The organism is Plesiomonas sp. ZOR0011 (assembly GCF_000800945.1).
GTDB classification, from domain to species: domain Bacteria; phylum Pseudomonadota; class Gammaproteobacteria; order Enterobacterales; family CAMTGL01; genus Plesiomonas; species Plesiomonas shigelloides.
This window is the reverse complement of the sequence record NZ_JRKB01000061.1, coordinates 66,573-92,545: the sequence shown is the minus strand read 5'-3', so window position 1 is coordinate 92,545 and position 25,973 is coordinate 66,573. Positions and strand designations below refer to the sequence as shown.

Below are 25,973 nucleotides of genomic sequence, written 5' to 3'. Positions count from 1 at the left end.
ACCGCCCCACATTGCTGCACTATCAAATACACAAGAAGGTGCGCCACGATGACCCATGATCCACGCCCGGCCATCTGGAAGCTATTTATCGCGGGCGGCTTACTGACGTTGTTACTCGGCTGTGCGACTTACTACCATCAGGCAGACTTGCCCCTGAATTTATTAGCCAAGCGACAAATTCCTTCAGCCGAATACTTGCTAGGTACTGATAATTTAGGACGCGATTTGCTGATCCGCTGCCTACAAGGGGTTTATACCAGTTGGCAAATTGGGTTGATTGCCTCACTCACCAGTGGCGCGATTGCCTTATGTACCGGCGTATTATCAGCACTAGGCGGCAAGCGTATTGATATGACGCTGCGTTGGTTAATTGACAGCATGCTGTCTATCCCGCATCTGATTTTACTGCTGCTACTGTGTTTTACTTTAGGTGGCGGTAAGCACGGTGTCATTATGGCAGTCGCGCTCACCCATTGGCCAAAGCTGGCGTTACTCATTCGCGCTGAAGTACTGCGAATCAAAGAAAGTGACTTCATTCGCTTGGCCACCAAGCTGGGTAACAGTCGTTGGCATATTCTGCGCGTTCACTATCTACCGCTATTGCTGCCACAAATCCTCGTGGGGATCTTGTTGATGTTTCCGCACGCCATCTTGCATGCCGCCGCGCTCAGTTTTCTGGGGTTCGGTTTAGCCCAACATGAAGCGTCGCTGGGTTTGCTGTTGGCCGATGCCTTGCGCTACCTCAATACTGGCGCATGGTGGTTAGCGTTGTTTCCCGGTTTGTTTTTAGTCGCCTTAGTGATGCTGATTGAACAATGCGGACAAGCCGTACAACAGCTTTGGCAGGAGATCCTTTAATGTTACAGCTCAAGCAGTTTGGAGTAGAGACAGCCTCCTACCGCTGGTTTGGTCGTCCGCGCTGGCAAGCACGCTTACAAGACATCAATCTACAACTCCATCCGGGAGAGCTGGTTGCGCTTGTAGGCGCTAGCGGCGCCGGAAAATCATTATTAGTACAGGGATTACTGGATTTACTGCCCCCTCATACACGTCGCACCGGCAAGATCTGTATCACTGAGCTCACAGGCTCCGCTCAAGCGCCATCGGGAAAAAGTTCTGCACCGCATCGATTATTCAGCTACATACCGCAAAGTGTCGCTGCGCTGAACCCATTACGTACTATCGGTGCACAACTACAACGAGCCGGTGAGCTTGCAGGTATTCCCCCCTCTCAACGCGAGCCACATATTGCATCGCTACTGAAGCGCCACCAGCTAGACGATGGGATACAACAGCTGCATCCGCATCAGATCTCTGGCGGGATGGCCAAGCGCACATTGATTTGCTGTGCCAGCTTGCATCACAGCCGTTATTTACTCGCCGATGAAGTCACCGCGTGGCTAGATGACGATAACGCCAGAGCCACGTTACGCCATCTACGCGAACGTTGTGAAGCCGGATGCGGCGTATTGTGGATCACCCATGATTTAGCGCTCGCCGCGGAATATGCCGATCGCGTCGCGGTTTTGCATGCTGGCCGCTTAGTCGAAACCCTCTCTAGCACTGAATTGCGCCGTGGCGGAGGCAGTGCTTATGTACAAGCGCTGTGGCAAGCCTTGCCACAACACGGTTTTCACGTCAGCGATCCGGCTCAACTTCAGGAGCTTGCCCGTGCTGCAGGTTAAAAACTTAGGGATTTACCAAGATCAGCGCTGGTTATGGCGTAATTTCAATTTGCAAATAGCCGCCGGTGAAGTGGTTGGCATTCAAGCGCCTAGCGGCTACGGTAAAACCACACTTGGCCGAGTGCTCGCCGGGTGGCAAGCCGCGGATGAGGGTGAGATTTTGTATCAAGACCAGCCGTTGCCATCAAAAGGCTACTCCCCAATACAACTGCTGCCACAACATCCCGAGCAAACCTTTAATCCAGTACGACGCATCGCAGACAGTATCCACGATGCGTGGCACCCACCCGTTGAATGGTTAGAACGGTTAGCAATTGACCCCGAATGGCTGCAACGCAGACCTGACCAACTATCTGGAGGCGAGCTTGCACGCCTCGCGTTACTTCGCGCATTAGACCCACGCACAAAAATTTTAATTGCCGATGAAGCCACTGCACAGCTCGACAGTAATTGTCAGGCGCTCATTTGGCATACAATTTTGGGCCTTTGCAGGGAAAAAAAATTAAGTTTACTTGTGTTCTGTCACGATAATGCATTAATGACTTGCGTATGTCAGAGAGTTATCGGCTATACTTAATTTGCAGTGCGCGGAGTGCCGTCCTGTAGTAGTTATGGATTTACGAAAAATTTATGAGAAACCAAGCAAATAAGTATGTACAAGAGGCTAACCTGTGGTACTATCCATCTCGCCGGCCTGTAAAGCAGACCTTATTTATGCAACAATTTGATTCTGAACGCTTCGCTACACCGCTTAACTTTGTTAGTACGTTGTCCTGAAGATTTTCGTTCAATTGGTCATCATAAATATTTCTTTATTCTGGCTAGAACGCGCTATGCGTAATGTTTAACTTTTAAAGATTTTCAGGAGACATCATGTCTAAATCTACTGGTACCGTTAAGTGGTTCAACGAAGAGAAAGGTTTTGGTTTCATCACTCAAGATAACGGCGGTGCTGACGTATTCGTTCACTTCCGCGCTATCCAGAGCGAAGGCTTCAAGACCCTGGCTGAAGGTCAAAAGGTTTCTTTTGACGTTGAACAAGGCCAGAAAGGTCCTCAAGCAGCTAACGTAATCAAGCTGTAATTGAGTCCTCCTACGGAACCTCGGTTTCGTAAGACAAAAAGCATCCTTAGGGATGCTTTTTTTATGTCTGCAATTCTCATCTCCCCTGCTCTTTGTTTCCTTTTTCTTTCCCTAGAAAACATCAATCCGTTCATCAATTTCTTTTGGCTTTCTTACGCTAGTATCCTTAACTCCACTTTTTCTTAGTCTCTCCTTACCAAAAAGTAATTAGGAGTAAAAGATAGGCTACGCAATTCAGCATTTACTGCAATATTTACGATCTTTGTTGAACGCTCACCCTGAACACAATCATCACGTAATATTATGTAGAGCCGAAATTATTACTTATTGATGCATTACTACGCGTTGTGGGCATAAATAAAGCAATTAACAATGAAAAGAGATGAAGGAATAACCGAATGTGCACAAAAGTCAAAACGCGGAAGAAAATGGGAAGGTAATAGAGATACGAGTATTAGGAATATTCAGCAGATGGCGCATTACAGGTAACATGCGCCATTAACTTTCAAAAGGCGAAAATCCTGTGCAAGACTATCTATTAGGTGGAACGACTCAGCACCAAGATAGCCACGCGACGATTACTCATCTTTAAGTAGCGTAATGGCCGTAAAACCAAGCTTTAAAAAGTAGTTACGACGAAAATCCTTCACGGCTTTGGAGCCTTTCGAGGTTGCTGCGACCTGTTGCTCCATGATGATGAAGCTTTTCAGATCAATGCCTTCTTCTGCTGCCGCAGCCTCAAACATGTCGTGATATTGTGTATAGGCAAATGGGATTTCTTTCGAGACACCTTTATAGGTGTACGCTACTTTACGGGCCATGATGGGCTCCTGTCTTTTCAATCGTTACCAGTGAGCACTCAGCCCCACTTTCAGAAGACGCGCACTATAACGAGAATAGCCCCCTAAATTCAACCATTGCGGGCATGTCATCAGCAAGTTCTGCCTTCGCAATAATGGGCATACACACCACCATACCTAATCAGGCATAACGCACAAACAAAAACAGCCGTGTTGCACGGGTTACGTACAGCACGGCTGTCAGTGAATCAGTGTTAGCCACTCGCGATTTTACAAATGAACTTTGTGCATGAACTATCTGTAGCGACGAGTTATAGGCGACGAGATTGCCAATACGCCTGACGCCAGTATTGAGTATTCAGCGATGATTTAATCACCCCTGCCGATGTTGAGGCATGAATGAAGCTATCATCATCGGCATAGATCCCAACATGTAACCCATTCGGGCCTCGACCGGTACGGAAAAATACCAAGTCTCCCGGTTGCAGATCGTTTTTCGGCACTTTCTCACCCCGACGCGCCTGCTCACTGGTAGTGCGCGGTAACTTGAGCGCAAAGCGGTCTTTAAACGTCACCGAGACAAACCCTGAGCAATCGACTCCGCGCTTACTCATCCCGCCCAAATGGTATGGAGCACCATACCAATCATCCAATTGCTCATGTAGCGCAGCAATCACCATAATTGGATCGCCCAGCGAGCCACGAATCGGCGGCCCCTTTACGGTATCCGGTGTCGAGGAACAAGCGGCCAGCAGAGCAGATGCCATTATCAGTAAAGCAGGACGCCACAACGGGCCCTTCTGAAATATCCTTATCATAGGTCTAACTTATTCTGTTGTAATGAAACACGCGGAATATATGCATCCTGCTCAGTCTTACTTAAAGATATGCGAGCTAAAGATGCATGCCGTCTGTTTTATCCGCTAAGAGACCTTATGAGCAAGCATTCCCTCAGCAGTAAATCGTAATATTTCATGTGTCGCGGTACAGTTACATCTGTTTGCTGCGGGTTCGCACAATCACGGGGTCAGCAATAGTTCTCGCCCTTCTACCTGTACTCGCCTAAATGGAACCTGATAAACCGCACTCAATCGCGCCTCGGTCATCACTTGAGCGGTATTTCCCTGCGCCACACAACGGCCATTTTCGATGAGCCAGACCTGATCGGCTTGAGCCAATGTATGATTTAAATCATGTCCGGTCATCACTATGGTTAAACCCGCGTCTTTAAGTTCACCCAGCAGCGTATTAAATACCGCTTGATAGGCAATATCCAGCGCGGTCATCGGTTCATCTAACAATAACAAACGTGGTGCGCCAGATAATGTCGGCCACACTTGTAAAAGAATAGAGACTAACCGGACTCTTTGCCATTCCCCACCAGATAAATGTGAAATCATGCAAGAAAGTTTCGGCTCTAACGATAACCGGCGGGTTAATTCACGCACAGCAAATTCCGTCTCCGCAGTTAACGGATGACGTAGGTAGGTATGAATATACTGATAGACGGGTAAATCTAACCCAGGATACTGTTGCTGCGGCAAATAGCCACGTAAGCGTGCTAATTGCGCTACCGAGCAACTTGATAATGGGCGCGGCTTCTCGTAATCAGTATCCAAATGGGGATGACGTGATGTAGCCCTTAATGGCGTTACATCATTCAGCAATACTTGCCCCTGTTCGGGATGTAACATGCCCGCCAATATCGCCAGCAGTGTACTTTTGCCAGCACCATTAGGGCCAATGAGATGCGTAATTTGCGCTGGCTGGATAATACCCGACACACCGCACAAACGAGAGCCGAGGTGTAAATCAGTCGCTTGTAACATGACGTAATAGCATCCATACAAAAAGTGGCGCACCAATACTGGCCGTAACAACCCCTACCGGCAATTCTGCGGCATTCAGCGACAATCGTGCGACTAAGTCCGCCAGCATCATCGCCGCCGCGCCACACAGACCACAGGCCGGCAATAAATAGCGCTGATCCGTAAAGCCGCCGAGACGCAGGAGGTGCGGCACAATCAACCCGACAAAACTGATGATTCCCGCCAATGCCACGCTACTGCCAATAATGACCGCAACAGCCAGCACCAACATGATCCGTAATACCCGAGTATTAAGACCTAATTGACGTGCAGCTGTATCACCCAACATCAACAGATTAAATACCGGCCCACGGCTCAGTAGCCACAACAGCGGAATAACCAGAAGCGGCAGCAACCACAGTTGTGACCAACTGATCCCGCTAAAGCTCCCCATCATCCAGTACATGAGCTGACGCAGACTTAAATCATCACTGAGATATACCATCCACGTCATCAAGGCACCGCTAAGAATACTCAGCGCCACCCCCATCAATAACAGACGTGCATTATTAAGTTGTCGATAATGTGCCAACCAGAGAAGAAATAGAGTACTGATCAGCGCGCCCGTTATGGCCAATACACTGACTAACCATAACGGGGGAAATCCCTGATAAGCCCACATGGCGAATACTAGCAAGACCCCCGAGCCATTAGACAGCCCTAATAAGCCTGGCTCTGCCAATGGATTAGCAAACAGATTCTGCATCGCCGCCCCAGCGGTGGCCAGCGCCGCGCCGGTTAAACAGGCCACAATTAAGCGCGGTAGACGCAATTGGAATACCAGCATCTCTGTCATCGGATCATGCCAATTGTGCAACGTGACCCATTGCTCACCTGCCGCCAGACTAAATACAAACAACGCCACAACCAACAGCGCCATATAACCGAGCCGACGTCGGCAGCGCTGCTGCTGTGCTAACACTAATTGATAAAATGGCATCAGAACATCAAATCACGAGAAGAAACAGGAACGACCGTCAGACAAGCGCGCTGGCCAATAGCCACATTCAGGTTTGGGAACACTACGGTTTCCCCTTCCTGCTCAATGCAGTAGGTAGTTTGCCCATCCTGCGCAACCACATCGCCACAACGAAACGCCGAAAAATTCGGTAAGTCATCTAAGAAAAGAAAGCGAAAATCATCACTCTGCCGACGGATTTCACGTCGCACCTGATACAGGTGGAATTCCGTACCCACCGCGTTAGCCTGCTCAAGCGATTGCCAACGCGGCCATACGTATTGACGATCTGACAGTAATGCCATCAATGCCTGTTGTAATGGACGCAGCGGCGTTAAATCATTCTGCCCAAATGGACAGGCTCGGCCAAGCTCGATGGTAAACGCATGCGCATCAAACTCACGCGCAGTGAAATAACTAAATGTGGTGGTCGGACAATGCATCAACAGCACAGTGCGAATATCACTCGCCGCAAGGAAACCCAGTTGTGCTTGGCTATACGGTTCGCCATGACGAAATGGATAGATAGCAAAGCGTTCATGGCGCGACGCACGTAGCGCGGTATGTAAATCATAGTGACAACGTTCGCGAGCTACCGCCTCTGACCCGTTAGTGGCATCACCACTCTCACGATAGCCGCCTTCACGAAAGAAGCGATCGACATAGGCTTCTAATTTGGCTGCCCGATCACGTTCGCGCGAACGCCCGCCCAAATGTGCGCCGCTGAACAACCGGTTAAGGTTGTCACGGATTTCGCGTACATTGGCATTCATCGCCGCGGGGTTACCAAAGATAAACATCACGCGCTGCTGTACTGCCCACTCCTCCAGTAACAGCCCCTGCACCATCTGCGCCAGTAACTCCACAGGCGCGGTTTCATTACCGTGAATGCCACAGGACAAAATAATATCGCGCGTACCGGGATACGCTGGAGTAAAGACAATCACACCGGTATCCCACACGGAAACCAGTGTGCCATTTTCCAGCTCAAATTCACCGGCAGGCAGGTGCCACTCATGAGCCAGAGTCAGAGCTAAAAAGTCGCCATTCAGCAAAGCCGCCTGTCGCATAGCGCTATCCTTCGTATTTCTCTGTTTTGTTTTATGCCGTGTACTGACACTGCGTATCTTACTTAAAAATACCGCAAATTCAGGCAAGTGATGATAAATCCTCGCGGTGAACTAACATATTTTTGCTTTGTAACCGAAAAGCTCTTTTCAGCAGCACACTTATTACGCGATATAACAATGCTCAAGGTAAAGCTCGAGGTAAAAACACCAGATATGAAAAAGGCTGCCGTCAGGCAGCCTTTTGTGTGATAGGAGGCGTTATTCCTTTATTGTGGCATTTTCCACACGGGCTTTAAGCTTTTGCCCAGGCTTGAATGTCACTACCCGACGGGCAGTAATCGGAATATCCTCTCCAGTCTTGGGATTGCGCCCAGGTCGCTGGTTTTTATCACGAAGCTCGAAGTTTCCGAAACCAGATAGCTTAATCTGTTCGCCATTCTCCAAAGCCTTTCTGATTTCCTCGAAAAAAGCTTCAACCAGATCCTTGGCATCCCGTTTACTGAGCCCGAGGCTTTCAAACAGATTTTCTGCCATTTCGGCTTTGGTGAGCGCCATAGATTTAGTCCCTCAAGGATGCTTGGAATCTTACTTTTAACGCTTCCACTATGCCAGACACAGCGTTAGCGATTTCCTCTTCTTCCAGTGTACGGGAAGTGTCTTGTAGAGTCAGACTGATCGCCAAACTCTTACAACCATCATTTACACCTTTTCCACGGTACACGTCAAATAAGTTTACGCCAACTAACTGATTTCCGCCAACTTTCCGACATTCATCGATAATATTTTGTGCAGAAACTGACTCATTGACCACAATAGCAATATCGCGACGGTTCGCTGGGAAGCGCGAAATGCTCTGTGCAGAAGTGATGGTACGCTGAGAAATCTTGTCCCACAGCACTTCAAACAGCATAGTGCGACCATTCAGGTCCAGCTTACGCTCCAGCTCCGGATGCAGTGCACCGATAAAACCGATTTGTTCGCCATCCAGTACCAGCGCAGCGCTTTGGCCTGGGTGCAGAGCTGGGTTTGAGCAAGCTTCAAACTTCACATCATCCAGACGGCCGGTCAGCTCCAGAACAGCTTCCAGATCGCCTTTCATGTCAAAGAAATCAACGGTCTTGCTTTCCTGACCCCAATGCTCGTTGCTGCGGTTACCGGTCAACAAACCGGCCAGCATCACTTCCTGACGCACACCGTTTTCAGCCGCCGCATCTGGCACAAAGCGCAGACCGCTTTCAAAAATGCGCACACGTGGTTGCTGACGGTTCTGGTTGTAAACCGCAGCACCAAGCAGACCAGACCACAGAGACAGACGCATTGCAGACATGTCTACCGAAATTGGGTTTGGCAGGATCATCGCCTCTTCACCCGGATGCAGCAGTGCTTGCACCTTAGGATCAACGAAGCTGTAGGTGATCGCTTCTTGGTAGCCTTTATCAACCAGCGCCGCTTTCACACGCTTCAGCGGCAGATTCGCTTCGCGGTGATCGTTCATGCGCAGTTCAGCCAGTGGAGCTTCATTTGGAATATTGTTGTAACCAAAGATACGGGCCACTTCTTCGACCAGATCTTCTTCAATTTCCATATCGAAACGCCAAGATGGCGCTACCGCTGTCCAGCCTTCTGCAGTCTTGCTCACTTGGCAACCCAAACGAGTCAGGATATCTGTAACCACGTCATCTTCAACATGGTAACCAATCAGAGCATCCAACTTGCTACGACGCAGCGTAATGGTCGCCGCTTGTGGCAGATGGGCCGCAGAGGTCACATCAACCACTGGACCGGCTTCACCGCCGCAGATTTCCAGCAGCAGCGCGGTAGCACGCTCCATAGCTTTGTTCTGCACCGCATAATCCACACCACGCTCGAAGCGGTGGGAAGAGTCAGTGTGCAGACCGTAAGCACGAGCTCGGCCTGTGATGCTCAGTGGGCTGAAGAAAGCACATTCCAGCAGAACATCTTTGGTTTCTGCCGTTACGCCAGAATATTCACCACCGAAAATACCGGCCATCGCCAGTGGACGGCTATGATCAGCAACCACCAGAGTGTCGGCACGCAGGGTCACTTCGTTGCCGTCCAGCAGAGTCAGCTTCTCGCCCTCTTCTGCCATACGCACCACGATGCCACCATCAATCTTCGCGTGGTCAAACGCGTGCATTGGTTGGCCCATTTCCAGCAGGATGTAATTAGTCACATCCACTACGGGATCGATAGAGCGAATGCCGCAACGACGCAGTTTTTCCTGCATCCACAGCGGGCTGGTGGCGTTCGCATCAATACCTTTGATGACGCGACCCAAATAGCGTGGGCACGCATCCGGTGCACTCACCTTGATTGGCATCACGTTGTCGATGCTCGCGGCAACTGGGCTGATTTGTGGCTCAGTCACTGGCAGACGGTTCAGTACGCCCACTTCGCGCGCGATACCCAGCATACCTAAGCAATCAGCACGGTTTGGCGTCAGACCAATTTCAATCGCGTTATCGTTAAGCTTCAGATACTCACGAACGTCCATACCCACTGGCGCATCAGCTGGCAGCTCGATAATGCCATCTGACTCAACCGGAATCGCCAGCTCGTCGAAAGAACACAGCATGCCTTCTGATGGTTGGCCACGCAGTTTGGCTTTCTTGATTTTGAAGTCGCCCGGTAATACCGCACCCACGGTGGCACAGCACACTTTCAGGCCCTGGCGGCAGTTTGGTGCACCACACACGATATCGATAGGCTCACCCGCACCGACATCAACTTTGGTCACACGCAGCTTGTCAGCATCAGGATGCTGAGCACATTCCACAACATGGCCAACAACCACACCCGTAAACGCACCAGCTACTGGCTCTACGGCGTCAACTTCCAGACCGGCCATGGTAATTTGTTCGGACAGTTCTTCGGTGCTAATCGCAGGATTCACCCACTCACGCAGCCAAGATTCGCTGAATTTCATCGTGTTCGACTCCTGAAATTATTTGAATTGCTTAAGGAAACGCAGATCGTTCTCGAAGAAAGAACGCAGGTCTGTTACACCGTAACGCAGCATAGTCAGACGCTCTACGCCCATACCAAATGCGAAACCGGAGTAAACTTCAGGATCGATACCGACATTGCGCAGAACACTTGGGTGCACCATACCGCAGCCCAACACTTCCAGCCACTTGCCGTTTTTACCCATCACATCCACTTCGGCAGAAGGTTCTGTGAACGGGAAGTAAGACGGACGGAAACGAATGGTCAGATCTTCTTCAAAATAGTTACGCAGGAAATCGTGCAGAATCCCTTTCAGCTGAGTGAAGCTGATGTTCTTGTCGATCATCAACCCTTCCACTTGATGGAACATTGGGGTGTGAGTCTGATCGTAGTCGTTACGGTATACACGGCCTGGCGCAATGATACGAATTGGCGGCTCTTCGTTTTGCATGGTGCGGATCTGCACACCGGAAGTCTGGGTACGCAGCAAACGGCGTGCATCAAACCAGAAGGTGTCGTGATCAGCACGTGCCGGGTGGTGACCTGGGATATTCAGTGCATCGAAGTTATGGAAATCATCTTCAATTTCCGGACCGGTTGCTACGCTAAAGCCCAACTCACCGAAGAAGGTTTCAATACGTTCAATGGTACGGGTTACCGGATGCAAACCACCGTTTTCGATGCGACGACCCGGCAGAGAAACATCGATAGTTTCCGCAGCCAGACGAGCATTCAGCGCGGCAGACTCCAGCGCTTCTTTCTTCGCGTTCAGCGCTTCCTGAACTTCCTGTTTCGCCTGGTTGATCACCTGGCCTGCAGCCGGACGCTCTTCCGCCGGAACATTACGTAAAGACTGCATTTGCAGGGTCAGGTGCCCTTTCTTGCCCAGAAACTCAACGCGGACGTTATCCAGCGTAGCGACATCATTCGCCTGCGCGATGGCCGCCTGAGCCTGTGCAACTAATTCTGCTAACTGCTGTTGCATGTATTTCCTCGATTACCCTATTCAGGGAATTGCCCGTAGCCGTAACCTACCAATAAACAAGGATATTATCGTTTTCCTGTCTATTCACCAAACGCTAATACGGTTCCGAAGACAATACCGGATGCACGTTACAACCGGATTGTGCTTTTTTCATCGTTTCCGCATGTTTTTCTGACGATAGCACCAATAAAAAAGCCTCCCAGAGGGAGGCTTTTTCTGCATTCGTCTTTCGTTTCTTTTCTCAGAGCGAAGCAACCTCCCGATTAACAGGGGCTAAAGAAGAAGAAACGAAAAAAGAATGTATGGACAGTCATTAAGTGCTTACCAAATTGTTTGTGTTCTACTTTTACTGCGTCAGCTTCGATTTTCTCAGCGCCGCTTTGACTGGTTTTACCAAACTGCCGATGACTGAGTCAATCACTACCGCATTAATACCAATCTACCCGAGACTCGCTCTAACTAACCTGTACTACTGGCCAATACGCTTGCGATAGACCGTGTGATACAGGAGCCAGAAATGAATAAGGGAGGCATTGCCTCCCTTACCCGAGTTCGGCTTACGCCAGAGCTGCTTTCGCTTTTTCTACCAGAGCAGCGAATGCTGCTTTGTCGAATACTGCGATATCAGCCAGGATCTTACGATCGATCTCGATAGATGCCTTCTTCAGACCGTTGATGAAACGGCTGTAAGACATGCTGTTCTGACGAGCAGCAGCGTTGATACGCGCAATCCACAGCTGACGGAACTGACGCTTCTTCTGGCGACGGTCACGGTAAGCATATTGGCCTGCTTTGATTACTGCTTGGAAAGCAACGCGATAAACGCGAGAACGGGCACCGTAGTAACCTTTCGCTGCTTTCAGAACTTTTTTGTGACGTGCACGTGCAGTCACACCACGCTTCACACGAGCCATGGTTATCTCCTAATCGTCTTAAACCTGAAAAAAAATTTTTATGCGTATGGCAGACAAGCTACAACCAGAACCAAGTCAGATTTAGCAACCATTGACTTGTGGCGCAGATGACGCTTACGAGTAGTGGATTTCTTAGTCAGGATATGACGCAGGTGAGACTGCTTACGCTTGAAACCACCAGAAGCAGTTTTCTTAAAACGCTTAGCGGCACCGCGCACGGTTTTCATTTTTGGCATGAGTATCTACTCCGCATTGTTAAATACAACGAACCAGCTGGGCGAGTAATAGCGGTGCGAACACCGCTATTGACTACTTGTAATGCCTTACTGTTTCTTCTTAGGTGCGAGCACCATGATCATTTGACGTGCTTCGATTTTGCTCGGATACGATTCAACCACAGCAATTTCTGCCAGGTCGTCACGGATACGGTTCAATACCTCAACACCGATCTGTTGGTGAGCCATTTCACGACCACGGAAACGCAGTGTGATTTTGGCTTTATCGCCTTCTTCAAGAAAACGAATCAGGTTGCGTAGTTTGACCTGATAGTCGCCTTCATCAGTACCAGGACGGAATTTAATTTCCTTAACCTGAATAACTTTTTGATTTTTCTTCTGTTCTTTCGCAGCCTTGCTCTTTTCATAAAGGAATTTGCCGTAATCCATGATTCGGCAAACCGGCGGCTCTGCGGTAGGACTAATTTCTACCAGATCAACGCCTGCTTCTGCTGCTTTTTCACGAGCATCATTGATGCTAACTACACCGATTTGCTCGCCATCGATGCCAATCAGACGGACCTCACGAACGCGAATTTCTTCGTTGATACGGTTTGGTCGCGTTGGCTGAACTCGTTTTGCGCCTTTAATAAGCTTATTCCTCTAAAAGATTCAAGTTACGGCTGCGAACTTCTTGCTTCAGATGAGCAATGAATTCGTCAACATTCATGCTGCCTAAGTCTTTACCGCGGCGAGTGCGGACAGCGACTTTACCGCCTTCCACTTCTTTATCGCCACAGACCAGCATATACGGCACACGCCGTAAAGTGTGCTCGCGGATTTTAAAGCCAATCTTCTCATTTCTCAAGTCTGATTTTACACGCAGACCTGCTGAGTGAAGTTTTTCGGTTAATTCGCGAACATATTCGGCTTGGTTGTCAGTGATATTCATCACTACAGCCTGTACCGGAGCCAGCCAGGATGGGAAGTATCCTGCGTATTCTTCGGTCAAAATACCGATGAAACGCTCCAGTGAGCCTAAAATTGCACGGTGAATCATGACAGGTACGTGGCGGTCATTGTTTTCGCCAACGTAAGAGGCACCCAAACGACCTGGCAGCGCGAAGTCGAGCTGGATAGTACCACATTGCCATGCACGATCCAGACAATCATGCAATGTAAATTCAATTTTCGGGCCGTAGAACGCCCCTTCACCCGGCTGAAGCTCAAACTCCAGACCATTAGCACGCAGTGCTTCTGCAAGCCCCTGCTCTGCTTTATCCCAGGTTTCATCGGAACCGATGCGCTTTTCCGGGCGAGTTGACAATTTTACTGCAATATTCTCAAAACCGAAAGTGCTGTAAACGTCGTAAACCATTTTAATACAATTGGTTACTTCAGATTGCACTTGGTCTTCAGTACAGAAAATGTGCGCATCGTCCTGAGTAAAGCCACGCACACGCATCAAACCGTGCAGAGAGCCTGACGGCTCGTTACGGTGACAGCAGCCGAACTCGGCCATACGTAACGGCAGATCACGGTAAGATTTTAGACCTTGGTTAAAGATCTGCACGTGACCTGGACAGTTCATTGGCTTGATCGCGTATTCACGGTTCTCAGAAGAAGTGGTGAACATCGCTTCGGCGTATTTTTCCCAGTGACCAGAACGCTCCCACAGGACGCGGTCCATCATGAATGGGCCTTTCACTTCCTGATAATCGTACTCACGCAGTTTCATGCGTACGAACGCTTCCAGTTCACGGAAGATAGTCCAGCCATCATTGTGCCAGAATACCATGCCCGGCGCTTCTTCCTGCATGTGGTACAGGTCAAGCTGCTTACCGATTTTACGGTGGTCACGCTTAGCGGCTTCTTCCAGACGCTGCAAGTAAGCATTCAGCTGCTTCTTGTCTGCCCAAGCAGTACCATAAATACGCTGCAACATCTTGTTGTTGCTGTCACCACGCCAGTAAGCACCGGAGATTTTCAGCAGTTTGAAGTTGTGGCAGAAACGCATGTTAGGCACGTGTGGACCACGGCACATATCAATGTATTCTTCGTGATGATACAGAGCCGGTTTATCGTCACGGGCTACGTTCTCATCCAGAATAGCGATCTTGTACTCTTCGCCACGCTCAGCGAATGTATCGCGAGCTTCCTGCCAGCTGACTTTTTTCTTGATAACGTCGTAATCTTTTTTGGCCAGCTCCAGCATGCGCTTTTCGAGCAGATCCAGATCTTCCTGATTCAGGGTACGATCGATATCAACGTCGTAGTAGAAACCGTTGTCGATTACCGGACCGATGGCCATGCGGGTATTAGGCCACAGTTGCTTAATGGCGTGGCCCAGCAGGTGCGCACAGGAGTGACGCAGAATTTCTACGCCCTCTTCATCTTTGGCGGTGATGATAGAGACTGATGCATCGTTCTCAATCGGATCGCAAGCATCCACCAGCTCGCCATTGACGCGACCAGCAATACAGGCTTTGGCCAGACCAGGACCGATATCACGCGCGATATCCATAACAGAAACGGCATGATCGAACTGACGTTGACTACCGTCAGGAAGAGTAATAACAGGCATTATGATTCCTTATTCTGCAGTGGTGACCCACACGAAAGATCACATACAGAGTTAATAATCTTTACTTTTCAGATAATTAAGCACTCATCATCCCTTAACAGATTGGTAGTGATGTTGAGTACAAGTCGGTACGCGGAGGTTCTCCGGCACACAGCGCACGACACCATTACCTTGATGTCTTACGCTGACAGTTTTCGATGTTATCACTAACCAACAGGTAATTGCACCCTTGCGGCGCACTGAAACACTGTGATTTGAAAGAGAAATCACGGGTAAATACCCACAAACGACAGATTAACTTGCTGGGTTACGAGGGAAAGAAGTGAAATAAAGGAAAGATAAGGCGGGAAGCGATACTCAGCTACAACATAAAACTCATGACATAAGCAAACGAGAGTACGCACCCTCCCCAAAGGGTGATGCCAGCTGACGATTGTGTTCTGGATAACAGACAAAAGAGTAAGGCTACCAGCAACATAAGCTCGATGATCACCTGTACTGGAAACGCCAGTAAGCGGTAATACATCATATAAACGAGGCTCTGACCGGAGAGTGTCTGTTGACGTAATTCATTCTCCACCAGCAAAAATGCGCTGATGTAGAGCAGATGATTCAGTGTTAAAAATGACAAAACCTTATGCATGCCCGCTTCACTCCCTGAAAGCCTGATAGGTTACGCATGAGCACCTTACTTGATAACCGGTTCACCCTACCCACCCCTATAATCACCTCATCCTTGAGTGTGCTATAGCGTTAAAGCGTTAATGATGATCCGAAATGTATGGATGCAGAACAAAAAACGTACACCTATAAAGATATAACACCCTCTCTAGATTTTGGGAAATCATGACTTAACGTTACGTAGCTATACAGCCGCTTCTGCGGTGTAGATTCCCATTTTGCGGATTAGCAGCGCCTCGGAGAAACACGCCAGATAAGGCTCAGTACATTCTGATGGCAAAAACATATTGCGATAGTATGTTTTTGAATTACAGGCAGGTTACGCAAGGTTAAAGATTGTACAACTGTGCGCTATCTCAGGGATTAGACTAGATTTATACGCTAGCGTTAATGGTAGCACTCCGCTAAACCGTAAGGGGTAACTCTATGTGGCATAGCATTTGTACATTGCTGAGCGAACAGTTTCAGTATGATTACTCGATAACTGAGAAACAGATGCTTCAGGGGGGGGAAGTTCATGAGACTTATCGGATCACTGATGGGAAAAATCCGGTATTCATTAAAGTGAACGATATCTCCCTGCTATCGAAGTTTACCTCTGAGCTGGACGAGCTGCGCTTACTGAAAAACAGTGAGACGATTCAAGTTCCCCAACCTTATGCTGTCGGCTCCTATCGCGATAAGTGCTTTATCCTGATGGAGTTTCTTGAACTGCGTGAATTAAATCAAGTGGACGCCGCAGAGCTGGGTGCTCAGCTTGCGTGCCTACATCTGTGGGGCGAGCAGCTTAAATTTGGTTTTGATGACGATAATTGGCTTTCAAGCACACCACAGCCAAATGGCTGGATGCCGCGATGGGATAAGTTTTTTGCTGAACAACGCATCGGTTGGCAGTTACAGCTGTGCTTGGAAAAAGGCATTAATTTTGGCCCGGTCGATGTGATTGTCGATAGCGTGCGTGATTTGTTGGCCGGGCATCATATTGAACCGTCGTTATTGGTTGGCGATATGCGACTAGCGAATTGTGCGAGCACGGCGCAAGGGCCGGTAATTTTCGACCCAGCATGCTATTGGGGGGATCGTGAGTGTGACATTGCCTCCAGTGAGTTGTTTACCCCACTTCCCGATGCCTTTTATCGCGCCTACGAGCGGGTCAGCCCATTGCCAAATGGATATCAGGATCGCAAATCTGTCTACCAGCTCTATCACTTACTGAATTTCTGTAACCTGTTTGGTGGGCACTATCTGGAGCAAACGCAAAAAGCGATTGATGATCTGCTGCAGAACAATTACTGATGTCGTGATACGCCGCATGATGATTTGAATAGAGATGACATCATGTTTTTAATTGGGGTGACGGGCCGTTATACATTCTCAGTGGGTGACGAAATGGATTATGATGTGCGCTAAAAGTGCGCCATCTCACTAACATTATTCGGTTTATTTAGCGGACATCGCCTGTCACATCTGTGGGAGCGCCGCCACTCAGGGAGACGTCATTCCATGCTTAAAGCAGCAATTTTTGATATGGACGGTTTGTTGGTTGACTCCGAGCCGTTCTGGCAACAGGCTCAGTTAGATATCTTGCAACCTCTTGGGGTGGAAATCACCCGGCATGACACCACGCTGACCACTGGTGTGCGCATCGATCAGATCGTGAATCTCTGGTATAGCCGCTTCCCTTGGCCTGCTCCGAGTAAAGAAACCGTCGTTAATCAGATTGTGCAGCGTGTTGGTGAACTGGTTGCCGAATACAAACCTTTGATGCCTGGTGTACATGAAGTGTTGGCGCTGTGCCGCAAACGCGAGCTAAAGATTGGTTTAGCCTCTTCCTCACCACTGGAGTTAATTCATACCGTGCTTAAAGCTCTGGATATGACACAAACTTTCGATGCCATTGAATCGGCTAAATTTTTAGCTCATGGCAAACCCCACCCAGAAGTTTATCTCAAGTGCGCGCAGGCACTGCATGTGCAGCCGACACAGTGTATTGCCTTTGAAGACTCATTACCGGGTTTGATTGCAGCCAAAGCGGCGCGTATGCATACCGTTGTGGTGCCAGAAAAATCGCAGTTAGAAGATCCGCGTTGGAGCATTGCCGATTACTGCTTGGCAAGCTTGCAGCAAGTGACTCATGCTCATCTGAATTAAGGTAAATTCGCCTTAGAACAGTAATTTATGAGTCGGATCATCATTTCCACTTATTTCGTGATGAGAATCAAAATTATTCACTATATTGAAGTAGAGAACACCGCTTCTCGGATGTTGCCGTAACAAGGAGTTGGTTATGCGTCAATACAGTGAAAAAGTGATTGAATGTCCACACTGTGGTCATCATATGCGGGTTGCGCTGGATTACAGCAACGGTAATCAGAGTTTTTACGATGACTGCCCGGCCTGTTGTAATGCGGTACACCTGAACATTGAAGTGGATGAGCTACATGGCAGCGTTAAACTCTTTGTTGACGCCGATGATGAGCAAATTTTCTGATTCTAGCCAAGAATTCATTCAGTGTCGTACACCGACATCTGACATGAGCGATTGAAATTGAATGGGAAGACTGAATTGCAAATAAGGGCCTTGCGGCCCTTATTTTATTGATAACGCTGAAAGTGAAAGCGTTCTTGCCGTTCAATATGCAAAGGCTGCACATCCAAACGCTGAGTAAAGGCCGGCGAATTCACCACCAGCGTATGAAACTCACCGTGCTCGCCACAGGGATCTACATTAGCCGGTAATTCAGCCAATAACGATGCATCAAAGCGACGGCCACAAAACTCCCCATTTAGCTGCGTGGTATCCACGCTTATCAGGTAAGTCTCAATCCCGCGCAGGATAATCTCCTGCGCTAACAAAGAAGTTGGCTCCCCCATCAAGGGGAATAAAGTCTGCCAACCTTGTGGCTCTAAGTAACTACGGCGAAATTCAGCAATCCCATCCAAAAACAGATCGCCAAACGCCAACGTATCAAACGGCAAGCCACTTTTCTGTAACCCTTGCACCACGCTTTGTTTATAGACTTCATTGCTTGGCCAATGCGGTAACGCAATGGTGCATAGTGGTAACTGTAAACGCTGCGCCTGTTGTTGCACGATGCGAATTGGCGTGCCCTGAATCGGAACTTCATCACCACTGTAAGTGGTAAACAGCCCCACCACTTCGACATCAGGCATTTCTTGCAATCGAAGCAAGGTCAGCATGGAGTCTTTACCTGAGCTCCAGCTCAGTAATACCCGTTTCACTGACCGCTCTCCATATGAGTTACGGCAGCATGTTGTTTCATCTGCTCGGCCATCACGCGCTCGACAGTATCCACCACCGCTTGAGTTTGCGGGTCAATTTCCAGATTAACGCGGTCACCCAAGCGACGCTGTCCTAAAGTGGTTCTAGCCAAGGTTTCCGGGATCAAATTGACACAAAACCGTGAACGGGTAGTTTCACCAATGGTCAGACTGATCCCATCAACGCCGATGTACCCTTTGGTCAGGATATATTTCATCAGTTCTTGTGGCGCGCGAAACCAAATCTGACGATTCGTTTCCGAAGTCAAAATCTTCACCACTTCCGCGGTAGCCATTACGTGCCCTGACATCGCGTGTCCGCCAATTTCATCGCCAAATCGTGCGGCACGCTCAATATTGACCCAGTCACCGACCTTTAACGCCCCCAGATTGGTGATGCGCAAGGTTTCCTTCATGAGGTCTACAGTAATATGTGCACCATCAATGCGGGTGACTGTCAGGCAGACACCATTATGCGCAACCGATGCGCCTAACGTCAGTCCGGATGACAACTCTACAGGCAATGCCACTTCCATCGTTCTTAACTGATCTTTTTCTTCAATCGCGATGATTTGTGCTTTGCCCTGCACTATTCCGGTAAACATGTTCCTACTCCTGACTGATAGCTCGGTAAATGCTGCTCGCAGTGTGCCTGATTTCTTGGCGTTGGCCAAATATCGCCGTTATGACAGTAGCAGAATTTTGCCTATGCAAATCGTGCCAACCTGTCTAACCTGCTGATTTTTAACAGTAGAAAATAGCACCATCCCTCTGAATTTACTGGTAACATATTAACCGTTTCCTTTCTATAAATTACGCAGAGCCTAAAAATGCCTCTGCGAAAGCACAAAATAAGGGATTGTTCTCCCTGCTGTCGCTTTGCGTTGTTTTTTCTTTCGGAGTTTTTGTGCAGAGATACCGTTTAGAAGCAAAAAGCTTGCTTAAACTGGCAATTCCAGTGCTGATTGCACAGGTTGCCCAAACCTCTATGGGTTTTATTGATACCGTGATGGCGGGTAAAGTCAGCGCGGCAGATATGGCCGCCGTGGCTGTGGCATCGTCTATCTGGTTGCCGGCGATTTTATTTGGTCATGGTTTATTGATGGCGCTGACGCCGGTGATCGCGCAGCTTAATGGCTCTGGGCGTCGTGATCGTATCGGTCACAAGGTGCGTCAGGGATTTTGGCTCTCTTGGATCATCTCTATCCCGATCATGCTGGTGCTGTATGGCAGCCGGATTATCGTGGAGCAGATGGATATTGACCCACATTTGACCGATCTGACGGTGCGTTACCTGCAGGTGATCATGTGGGGTGTGCCGGGCTATCTGATGTTTGCCGTGCTGCGCTCGTTTAACGAAGGGCTATCCAAAACCAAACCGGGGATGGTGATTGGTTTTGTCGGCTTGCTGATCAACATTCCGGTTAACTATATCTTCATCAATGGTAAGTTTGGTGCGCCAGCACTGGGAGGCGTGGGCTGTGGCGTGGCGACTGCCATGGTGTATTGGTCTATGTTCTTGATGATGCTGTATTATGTCACCCGCGCTCGCAGTTACCGTGACTTAAAAGCCTTTGATAGTTGGGAAAAGCCTGAAAGCAAAACGCTGGTGAAGTTGACGCGTCTTGGCTTCCCTATCGCGATGGCGATGTTCTTTGAGGTAACACTGTTTGCGGTTGTCGCCCTGCTGGTATCTCCATTAGGTACAACCATTGTGGCGGGTCACCAGATTGCGCTGAACTTCAGCTCAATGGTCTTTATGTTGCCGCTGTCGATGGGAATTGCAGTGACTATCCGCGTTGGTCATCGTTTGGGTGAGAAGTCCCCTGATGATGCGCGTGTGGCGGCCATTACCGGTTTGGTGGTGGGCTTTACGCTGGCGATGTCGACCGCGATTTTGACCATCTTGTTCCGTGAAAGTATCGCCAATATTTACAATAGCGATCCGCAGGTTATCCATGTTGCCATGCAGTTGATGGTGTTTGCCGGTATTTACCAGTGTTCCGATTCCATTCAAGTGGTCGGCAGTGGCGTACTGCGTGGCTACAAAGATACCCGCGCTATCTTCGTGATCACCTTCATCTCTTACTGGCTTATTGGTTTACCAATCGGTTATGTACTGGGACGCACCAATTATTTAGTACCTGCAATGGGTGCGCACGGTTTCTGGATTGGCTTTATCAGCGGTCTGACTACTGCCGCGTTACTGTTCTTGATCCGCATCCGTTGGTTGCAGCGTCAGGACAAACACAAGATCTTAGAGATGGCCAGCCGCTAATCGTTTACTGATTGCTGACGGCTCACCGAGCCGTCAAACAAAAAGTGCTGTCAAACAAAAATCCCGCATCAATGTCCGTTGACTGGCCAATGATGCGGGATTTTTTTATCACTGCGAGCTTATAACTATGGCGAGATTATTCTCGACTCACCCTCTTTAGCAGGCTAAAAGACAGGCCAAGCAACACGCCAAACAATCCCAAGAAAATTAAGAAGGCATAGCCATGATGCGCCATGGCGTAAAGATCATGTTTCTCAAACCACATCATGAAAGAGACATTAAGTACTAACGCTACAATAATGAATAAAATCATCATGATAATAATCCATGTAAAAGGCTCGCTTTAATCTGAGTCCGTTTTTTGCCTACCTTAATCTCTGCCGTGTATACAGCAGATAAACTAAGACAATATTCAGAGCCCAATATTCATTACTGAGTATTCATTACTGAGTGTAGCTATTCATCGCAGCAGCAAACTCAAATGTGCAGAAACGATATGATTACGCTCCTTTTTAGATAAATCCGCTTTTTGACTTTTATTGATCATCACCGGCTTAACATAGCGTGCCGGCCAGTTGAACACCGCGCTTTGTTCGGCGATCTGAATCCGTGACCATGAGTCAGACAGCGTACCGGGCAATCGTGTAGACGTAATGGCTTTGGCTGTCGACAACGTGGATACGGGCAACAGCAAAAGAATACAAAGCACAACGCTTAACATATGCATATCGCCATCCTCCTACTTTATACCTGACGTCAACCCCATCCCAGACAGCTAACCTACATCGCTCCACTACAACTCACTTAAGCTAACGTTGTTTGTGCTAACTTGACGTCAACTCACTTTCTAGGAGCACTGGGAGATTAATGTTAGCGTGAGATTCACTACGATTTGTTTATCTCTTGTTAATGACTCTAGATGTTTTCTCGCTGACAGCAAGAGCCCCGCACGATTATTATGTGTAACAGTCTTTTGCTATTTAATTTCTAGCCAGTTAATTGTTGTTGATTGATTTTCAATGGGTTATTTATTTCATTGACGGATGCCGATGAAATAAATAACCGTAAAAAGAAAATCTAGGCGATTAAAACAGCAAACCAATATGCACTTACATGCATCATAGGAAATAAAAATAACACATTGCAGCAACTTTCCGCTCAAGCACGGCTCTAACTGAGCGGCAGGTATGTTATAAAAGCCCTCGACAAAATACACACTGGCACAATAACAATATTAATTTTCATTAAACTTCATGCTATTAGCAGAAAACTACGGGTAGGTATCACTTGTTAAGACACAACACTTCAGGTAAACGGATGTTCCCGAGGCTGTCTCTTTCGTGCAGTAAGGAAACTGTGACGTTTCTTACCAGCTTATATTTGGGCACAGTTCTTAATTTTAGTTTTTATGCCCAGCTGGCGGCTATCTTTAAAGAGATGACTACCGTCCATCCAGCATTTATCATTAGTATTCCCTTTTTTGTTGTCTTTACCCTCAACCTCGCGCTCAACCTACTCAACTGGCGCTACCTGATTAAGCCGGTCATTATCCTACTGTTAATGAGCTCCGCTGCCGTTTCTTATGCCATGATCAAATACAGTGTTGTATTTGATCGCGACATGATTCAAAATATTTTTGAAACCAATGTGGCAGAGGCTCATGCGTATATTAATGCCTCCTCCATCACCGCCTTTGCGCTGTTTGTTATCCCTCCGATTTTTTTATTGCTCAATACAAAAATTCAGTACGGTGGCTTTTGGCGTGAACAGGTGCGCCGTTTAGCCAGCATGGTTGTTTCAGTCGTGGTAATTGCCATTATTGCGCTCTTTTTCTACAAAGATTATGCGTCAGTGGGCAGAAATAACCCGCAATTGCTCTCACAAATTGTCCCCACTTATTTTATTCGTAACACATATAAGTACATCAAAAAGGCCCATTTCTCAGCGCCAGTACCTTACACCACGGTAGGTGCAGATGCAGTGCGAACGCGTGTGCCGACAGAAACCAAACCATCAATTACCGTATTGGTACTCGGGGAAACCTCGCGTAGTGCTAACCATTCACTGAATGGCTATGCGCGTGATACCAACCGATATACCCAACAATTAGGCATGATTTCGTTTAAGAATGTCAGCTCATGTGGCACGGCAACTGCTCTTTCGGTGCCTTGTATGTTCTCCAATTTGGGGCGTAGCAATTACAACGAACAACAAGCCAAAAATCAGGATAATGCGTTGAATGTCATTCAACGTGCGGGGATTAACGTAACTTGGCTAGAAAATGATGGCGGCTGTAAAGGTGTTTGTGACAAGGTCACCACCATTACCATTAATCCCGCTGAAAAAAATGCCTATTGCAACGGCAAGACATGTTACGACGAGGTGTTTTTACCTGAGTTAGACAGCCTGCTCAACAAAACCGACGGTAAAGACGCGTTGATTGTCTTACATGTGATTGGTAGCCACGGCCCAACCTATTATCAGCGCTATCCGGCCGAAAAACGCCTATTTACGCCAGATTGTCCGCGCAGTGATATTGAAAACTGCTCAACAGAGCAATTGGTTAATACCTATGACAATACGATCGCGTATACCGATTATGTGATTTCTAAAGTGATTAATCGGCTCGATGCTCCTGCTCTGACACAGAAATACAACACCAGCTTATTGTATATCTCTGATCACGGCGAGTCTTTGGGTGAGTCCGGTTTATACCTGCATGGCACGCCATACAGCGTGGCACCAGACACTCAAACTCTGGTTCCTATGATGCTATGGATGTCGCCCCAGTTTATTGCTCAGCGTGACATCAATGCCGAATGTCTGAAACAAAAAGCAGGCAGCCAAGCATATTCCCACGATAACTTATTCCATACCTTGCTGGGGATCACTGGCGTGAAAACGCAAGCTAAGAACGGTGAGTTGGATATTTTAGCGGCCTGTCAATCCTAGCAGCCATCAGAACACAAAGTTCGTCATACACAAAAGGGTTCAGCAATGAACCCTTTTTCATGTAGGGATGATGATGAGTTATGTGGCGTATTCACGCAGAGTGGTGCAAAACTTTATGCATTGGGACATGCAAAATGTCCGCTTCGATAAACTCATCACCACAGGCGGTAAACCCTAAGCGATGGTAAAAATCCACCGCATGACTTTGTGCGCCCAGAAAGACTCGTGGGTAACCCTGCTCTTGTGCAAACTGAGCCAGCGCATTTACCACTTTCGCGCCCATGCCTTTACCGCGATTACTTTTAAGTACAGCTACGCGCCCGATATGGCCATCAGCCAGAATGCGCCCGGTCGCGACCGGTTGACCATCTACAAACACCAGCGCATGCCATGCTTGTGGATCTTCGCCGTCTAAATCCAACGCTCGGGAGATGTTTTGTTCCTGACCAAACACGGTTTCTCGAATCTGACAAATATGCTGCTGATCCGCTCCTGAGAATGCAACAACCCTGACTTCTTCCATTTCTACTTCTCCGGCGGATGATAATAAGGAGGAGTTATCGACGCAATCTGTCGATGACACCACTGATGACGGCAGGCGTAATCAGAACAATCTGTGCGCATAAAACGTAATACGCCAAGCGATAAGGATAGCCCGCCATCCCCGATACTAGCATTGCCAAGATCAGAAACACTAACGCAGACAATAAACCGTTCCTGAACCGGTTTTTTCTTTGTTTAAAAAAGAACCAGAAATAGACGAGCGCGACTATCGTAAAACAAGCTGTCATCATTGACAGATTCAGCCCCCAACCGACACCACCACGAAAATGGCGACCAAGGGAATGCGCATACTGATGTCCGACCGAGTACAAGGCAGATAGCACCATCGTACTCAACAAAGCACTGATTACTGTAAACAGAATACACGGCCACCGCGCTATTGGAGATGCCGTATTGTTTGGAGTGGTATTTATTGACCCGGTGTTTGCGGCAGATTTATTTACTGACATAACGGTAATCCTCTGCTGCATTTCATGACTGAACGGCCCGAACAAAACAGCGACGCAGAGGAAGATAAACGAAGAAAGGGCTTTTGGATATGCGAGAAGACATGTTTTAGAAAACAAGGGCTAGAAAACAAATACGACAAAACCTCGCATAGCGAGGCTTTGTCTGAAATCTGGTACACCCAAGTGGACTCGAACCACCGACCCCTACCATGTCAAGGTAGTGCTCTAACCAACTGAGCTATGGGTGTATGTTGTATAGGTTGCTTATCTGCTGAATTTGGTACACCCAAGTGGACTCGAACCACCGCCCCCTACCATGTCAAGGTAGTGCTCTAACCAACTGAGCTATGGGTGTATCGCAGATTTTGGTGCGTCCTAGTGGACTCGAACCACCGACCCCCACCATGTCAAGGTGGTGCTCTAACCAGCTGAGCTAAGGACGCTTTGCAACTCGCTTCACGACATGTTGCCGTTGTAAGCGAGGTGAATATTAACGATAGCTCGGGATGCTGGCAAGTGAGAAAGTGCAAAAAAATCAAATCACTGAACTGATTGGCCTAAATTGCATCAATCCGTTGATTTTTCATGCCAATCAGTTCACACCTTCACTGCACCCTGCTGCATGTCCGCACAAAAGC

At 48.2% G+C, this 25,973-nt stretch carries 28 protein-coding genes, 3 tRNA genes and 1 other annotated feature; of the genes, 9 read left to right on the top strand and 22 right to left on the bottom strand.

Translation table 11 applies throughout. The annotated features are described in order from the left end of the window. Positions 1 to 48: 48 nt before the first annotated feature. From L975_RS10470 to L975_RS10455, 4 genes are all read left to right on the top strand, one after another. Positions 49 to 858 (top strand): ABC transporter permease, encoded by an 810-nt coding sequence (locus L975_RS10470; RefSeq protein WP_047708545.1) that lies wholly within the window; start codon positions 49 to 51, stop codon positions 856 to 858. Next, entirely contained in the window at positions 858 to 1,685 is an 828-nt protein-coding gene (locus L975_RS10465) for an ATP-binding cassette domain-containing protein (RefSeq protein WP_047708543.1), read from the top strand. The genes L975_RS10470 and L975_RS10465 overlap by 1 nt, the downstream gene beginning before the upstream one ends. Further along, a complete protein-coding gene (locus L975_RS10460; protein ID WP_047708541.1) occupies positions 1,672 to 2,262 on the top strand; it encodes an ATP-binding cassette domain-containing protein in 591 nt (196 codons plus the stop codon). Before L975_RS10465 ends, L975_RS10460 begins: the two co-directional genes overlap by 14 nt. Positions 2,263 to 2,558: 296 nt before the next feature. Further along, entirely contained in the window at positions 2,559 to 2,768 is a 210-nt protein-coding gene (locus L975_RS10455) for a cold-shock protein (RefSeq protein ID WP_010863558.1), read from the top strand. A gap of 578 nt (positions 2,769 to 3,346) precedes the next feature. On the opposite strand, the gene L975_RS10450 is transcribed toward L975_RS10455, so the two are convergent. The 13 genes from L975_RS10450 to L975_RS10390 form a co-directional block, all read right to left on the bottom strand. Further along, positions 3,347 to 3,589 (bottom strand): DUF2960 domain-containing protein, encoded by a 243-nt coding sequence (locus L975_RS10450; protein ID WP_010863559.1) that lies wholly within the window; start codon positions 3,587 to 3,589, stop codon positions 3,347 to 3,349. Positions 3,590 to 3,879: 290 nt separating this feature from the next. Further along, entirely contained in the window at positions 3,880 to 4,335 is a 456-nt protein-coding gene (locus L975_RS10445) for an NlpC/P60 family protein (protein ID WP_010863560.1), read from the bottom strand. A gap of 252 nt (positions 4,336 to 4,587) precedes the next feature. Beyond that, positions 4,588 to 5,397 (bottom strand): ATP-binding cassette domain-containing protein, encoded by an 810-nt coding sequence (locus tag L975_RS10440; protein WP_047708540.1) that lies wholly within the window; start codon positions 5,395 to 5,397, stop codon positions 4,588 to 4,590. Then, positions 5,381 to 6,376: a vitamin B12 ABC transporter permease BtuC gene (gene btuC, locus L975_RS10435; protein WP_039044723.1), complete on the bottom strand. Its 996-nt coding sequence runs from the start codon at positions 6,374 to 6,376 to the stop codon at positions 5,381 to 5,383. Before btuC ends, L975_RS10440 begins: the two co-directional genes overlap by 17 nt. Beyond that, positions 6,376 to 7,464 carry a succinylglutamate desuccinylase gene (gene astE, locus L975_RS10430; protein WP_047708538.1) on the bottom strand — a complete coding sequence of 363 codons (1,089 nt, stop codon included), beginning with the start codon at positions 7,462 to 7,464 and terminating at the stop codon, positions 6,376 to 6,378. Before astE ends, btuC begins: the two co-directional genes overlap by 1 nt. A gap of 258 nt (positions 7,465 to 7,722) precedes the next feature. Beyond that, on the bottom strand, positions 7,723 to 8,019 hold the full coding sequence (ihfA, locus tag L975_RS10425; RefSeq protein ID WP_010863564.1) for an integration host factor subunit alpha: 297 nt from the start codon (positions 8,017 to 8,019) through the stop codon (positions 7,723 to 7,725). 4 nt (positions 8,020 to 8,023) lie between these two features. Continuing rightward, positions 8,024 to 10,411 carry a phenylalanine--tRNA ligase subunit beta gene (gene pheT / locus L975_RS10420; protein WP_047708536.1) on the bottom strand — a complete coding sequence of 796 codons (2,388 nt, stop codon included), beginning with the start codon at positions 10,409 to 10,411 and terminating at the stop codon, positions 8,024 to 8,026. Positions 10,412 to 10,429: 18 nt separating this feature from the next. After that, positions 10,430 to 11,416 carry a phenylalanine--tRNA ligase subunit alpha gene (gene pheS, locus L975_RS10415; RefSeq protein ID WP_010863566.1) on the bottom strand — a complete coding sequence of 329 codons (987 nt, stop codon included), beginning with the start codon at positions 11,414 to 11,416 and terminating at the stop codon, positions 10,430 to 10,432. Between the two features lie 185 nt (positions 11,417 to 11,601). Then, positions 11,602 to 11,731: a sequence feature (Phe leader region), on the bottom strand. 242 nt (positions 11,732 to 11,973) lie between these two features. Beyond that, positions 11,974 to 12,330 carry a 50S ribosomal protein L20 gene (rplT, locus tag L975_RS10410; protein ID WP_010863567.1) on the bottom strand — a complete coding sequence of 119 codons (357 nt, stop codon included), beginning with the start codon at positions 12,328 to 12,330 and terminating at the stop codon, positions 11,974 to 11,976. Between the two features lie 38 nt (positions 12,331 to 12,368). Further along, the gene (gene rpmI / locus L975_RS10405; protein ID WP_010863568.1) at positions 12,369 to 12,566 is read right to left on the bottom strand and encodes a 50S ribosomal protein L35; all 198 of its coding nucleotides are present in this window, start codon (positions 12,564 to 12,566) and stop codon (positions 12,369 to 12,371) included. Between the two features lie 87 nt (positions 12,567 to 12,653). Continuing rightward, complete coding sequence (gene infC, locus L975_RS10400) at positions 12,654 to 13,196, bottom strand: translation initiation factor IF-3 (RefSeq protein WP_071596471.1); 543 nt, start codon at positions 13,194 to 13,196, stop codon at positions 12,654 to 12,656. Positions 13,197 to 13,200: 4 nt separating this feature from the next. Next, positions 13,201 to 15,129: a threonine--tRNA ligase gene (thrS, locus tag L975_RS10395; RefSeq protein ID WP_047708533.1), complete on the bottom strand. Its 1,929-nt coding sequence runs from the start codon at positions 15,127 to 15,129 to the stop codon at positions 13,201 to 13,203. 361 nt (positions 15,130 to 15,490) lie between these two features. Beyond that, positions 15,491 to 15,772: a hypothetical protein gene (locus L975_RS10390; protein WP_047708531.1), complete on the bottom strand. Its 282-nt coding sequence runs from the start codon at positions 15,770 to 15,772 to the stop codon at positions 15,491 to 15,493. 464 nt (positions 15,773 to 16,236) lie between these two features. Here L975_RS10390 and L975_RS10385 point away from each other — a divergent pair, with 464 nt between their 5' ends. From L975_RS10385 to L975_RS10375, 3 genes are all read left to right on the top strand, one after another. Then, on the top strand, positions 16,237 to 17,106 hold the full coding sequence (locus L975_RS10385; protein ID WP_036769751.1) for a fructosamine kinase family protein: 870 nt from the start codon (positions 16,237 to 16,239) through the stop codon (positions 17,104 to 17,106). A gap of 207 nt (positions 17,107 to 17,313) precedes the next feature. Continuing rightward, positions 17,314 to 17,961 carry a hexitol phosphatase HxpB gene (gene hxpB, locus L975_RS10380; protein WP_010863624.1) on the top strand — a complete coding sequence of 216 codons (648 nt, stop codon included), beginning with the start codon at positions 17,314 to 17,316 and terminating at the stop codon, positions 17,959 to 17,961. 136 nt (positions 17,962 to 18,097) lie between these two features. Then, positions 18,098 to 18,301 (top strand): CPXCG motif-containing cysteine-rich protein, encoded by a 204-nt coding sequence (locus L975_RS10375; RefSeq protein WP_039044730.1) that lies wholly within the window; start codon positions 18,098 to 18,100, stop codon positions 18,299 to 18,301. 104 nt (positions 18,302 to 18,405) lie between these two features. Here L975_RS10375 and L975_RS10370 read toward each other — a convergent pair whose 3' ends face one another. Together L975_RS10370 and L975_RS10365 are read right to left on the bottom strand one after the other, a co-directional pair. Continuing rightward, positions 18,406 to 19,053 carry an ATPase gene (locus tag L975_RS10370; RefSeq protein ID WP_047708529.1) on the bottom strand — a complete coding sequence of 216 codons (648 nt, stop codon included), beginning with the start codon at positions 19,051 to 19,053 and terminating at the stop codon, positions 18,406 to 18,408. Then, entirely contained in the window at positions 19,050 to 19,697 is a 648-nt protein-coding gene (locus L975_RS10365) for a riboflavin synthase (protein WP_047708527.1), read from the bottom strand. The genes L975_RS10370 and L975_RS10365 overlap by 4 nt, the downstream gene beginning before the upstream one ends. Positions 19,698 to 19,999: 302 nt before the next feature. On the opposite strand from L975_RS10365, the gene L975_RS10360 reads away from it, so the two are divergent. Then, positions 20,000 to 21,370: an MATE family efflux transporter gene (locus tag L975_RS10360; protein ID WP_047708525.1), complete on the top strand. Its 1,371-nt coding sequence runs from the start codon at positions 20,000 to 20,002 to the stop codon at positions 21,368 to 21,370. 136 nt (positions 21,371 to 21,506) lie between these two features. Here the strand turns inward: L975_RS10360 and L975_RS10355 are convergent, their stop codons facing one another. Both L975_RS10355 and L975_RS10350 read right to left on the bottom strand, forming a co-directional pair. Then, the gene (locus L975_RS10355; RefSeq protein WP_036769754.1) at positions 21,507 to 21,686 is read right to left on the bottom strand and encodes a hypothetical protein; all 180 of its coding nucleotides are present in this window, start codon (positions 21,684 to 21,686) and stop codon (positions 21,507 to 21,509) included. Positions 21,687 to 21,830: 144 nt separating this feature from the next. Next, on the bottom strand, positions 21,831 to 22,097 hold the full coding sequence (locus L975_RS10350; protein WP_047708523.1) for a hypothetical protein: 267 nt from the start codon (positions 22,095 to 22,097) through the stop codon (positions 21,831 to 21,833). Positions 22,098 to 22,726: 629 nt separating this feature from the next. On the opposite strand from L975_RS10350, the gene L975_RS10345 reads away from it, so the two are divergent. After that, positions 22,727 to 24,322, top strand: a complete 1,596-nt coding sequence (locus L975_RS10345) for a phosphoethanolamine transferase (protein WP_218185592.1) — start codon at positions 22,727 to 22,729, stop codon at positions 24,320 to 24,322. 91 nt (positions 24,323 to 24,413) lie between these two features. Here the strand turns inward: L975_RS10345 and L975_RS10340 are convergent, their stop codons facing one another. From L975_RS10340 to L975_RS10320, 5 genes are all read right to left on the bottom strand, one after another. Next, positions 24,414 to 24,845 carry a GNAT family N-acetyltransferase gene (locus tag L975_RS10340; protein WP_047708519.1) on the bottom strand — a complete coding sequence of 144 codons (432 nt, stop codon included), beginning with the start codon at positions 24,843 to 24,845 and terminating at the stop codon, positions 24,414 to 24,416. A gap of 34 nt (positions 24,846 to 24,879) precedes the next feature. Continuing rightward, positions 24,880 to 25,335 (bottom strand): hypothetical protein, encoded by a 456-nt coding sequence (locus L975_RS10335; protein WP_047708517.1) that lies wholly within the window; start codon positions 25,333 to 25,335, stop codon positions 24,880 to 24,882. 171 nt (positions 25,336 to 25,506) lie between these two features. Beyond that, a tRNA-Val gene (locus L975_RS10330) sits at positions 25,507 to 25,583 on the bottom strand. Between the two features lie 30 nt (positions 25,584 to 25,613). Next, positions 25,614 to 25,690 (bottom strand) — tRNA-Val (locus L975_RS10325). 11 nt (positions 25,691 to 25,701) lie between these two features. Then, positions 25,702 to 25,778: transfer RNA gene (locus tag L975_RS10320), tRNA-Val, on the bottom strand. Positions 25,779 to 25,973 lie beyond the last annotated feature (195 nt).

Bases quoted from the DNA above. Each gene is read 5' to 3' on its own strand.
- L975_RS10470 (WP_047708545.1), top strand. From the start codon at position 49: ATGACCCATGATCCACGCCCGGCCATCTGGAAGCTATTTATCGCGGGC.
- L975_RS10465 (WP_047708543.1), top strand. From the start codon at position 858: ATGTTACAGCTCAAGCAGTTTGGAGTAGAGACAGCCTCCTACCGCTGG.
- L975_RS10455 (WP_010863558.1), top strand. From the start codon at position 2,559: ATGTCTAAATCTACTGGTACCGTTAAGTGGTTCAACGAAGAGAAAGGT.
- L975_RS10450 (WP_010863559.1), bottom strand. From the start codon at position 3,589: ATGGCCCGTAAAGTAGCGTACACCTATAAAGGTGTCTCGAAAGAAATC.
- L975_RS10445 (WP_010863560.1), bottom strand. From the start codon at position 4,335: ATGGCATCTGCTCTGCTGGCCGCTTGTTCCTCGACACCGGATACCGTA.
- L975_RS10440 (WP_047708540.1), bottom strand. From the start codon at position 5,397: ATGTTACAAGCGACTGATTTACACCTCGGCTCTCGTTTGTGCGGTGTG.
- btuC (WP_039044723.1), bottom strand. From the start codon at position 6,376: ATGCCATTTTATCAATTAGTGTTAGCACAGCAGCAGCGCTGCCGACGT.
- astE (WP_047708538.1), bottom strand. From the start codon at position 7,464: ATGCGACAGGCGGCTTTGCTGAATGGCGACTTTTTAGCTCTGACTCTG.
- ihfA (WP_010863564.1), bottom strand. From the start codon at position 8,019: ATGGCGCTCACCAAAGCCGAAATGGCAGAAAATCTGTTTGAAAGCCTC.
- pheT (WP_047708536.1), bottom strand. From the start codon at position 10,411: ATGAAATTCAGCGAATCTTGGCTGCGTGAGTGGGTGAATCCTGCGATT.
- pheS (WP_010863566.1), bottom strand. From the start codon at position 11,416: ATGCAACAGCAGTTAGCAGAATTAGTTGCACAGGCTCAGGCGGCCATC.
- rplT (WP_010863567.1), bottom strand. From the start codon at position 12,330: ATGGCTCGTGTGAAGCGTGGTGTGACTGCACGTGCACGTCACAAAAAA.
- rpmI (WP_010863568.1), bottom strand. From the start codon at position 12,566: ATGCCAAAAATGAAAACCGTGCGCGGTGCCGCTAAGCGTTTTAAGAAA.
- thrS (WP_047708533.1), bottom strand. From the start codon at position 15,129: ATGCCTGTTATTACTCTTCCTGACGGTAGTCAACGTCAGTTCGATCAT.
- L975_RS10390 (WP_047708531.1), bottom strand. From the start codon at position 15,772: ATGCATAAGGTTTTGTCATTTTTAACACTGAATCATCTGCTCTACATC.
- L975_RS10385 (WP_036769751.1), top strand. From the start codon at position 16,237: ATGTGGCATAGCATTTGTACATTGCTGAGCGAACAGTTTCAGTATGAT.
- hxpB (WP_010863624.1), top strand. From the start codon at position 17,314: ATGCTTAAAGCAGCAATTTTTGATATGGACGGTTTGTTGGTTGACTCC.
- L975_RS10375 (WP_039044730.1), top strand. From the start codon at position 18,098: ATGCGTCAATACAGTGAAAAAGTGATTGAATGTCCACACTGTGGTCAT.
- L975_RS10365 (WP_047708527.1), bottom strand. From the start codon at position 19,697: ATGTTTACCGGAATAGTGCAGGGCAAAGCACAAATCATCGCGATTGAA.
- L975_RS10355 (WP_036769754.1), bottom strand. From the start codon at position 21,686: ATGATGATTTTATTCATTATTGTAGCGTTAGTACTTAATGTCTCTTTC.
- L975_RS10350 (WP_047708523.1), bottom strand. From the start codon at position 22,097: ATGCATATGTTAAGCGTTGTGCTTTGTATTCTTTTGCTGTTGCCCGTA.
- L975_RS10340 (WP_047708519.1), bottom strand. From the start codon at position 24,845: ATGGAAGAAGTCAGGGTTGTTGCATTCTCAGGAGCGGATCAGCAGCAT.
- L975_RS10335 (WP_047708517.1), bottom strand. From the start codon at position 25,335: ATGTCAGTAAATAAATCTGCCGCAAACACCGGGTCAATAAATACCACT.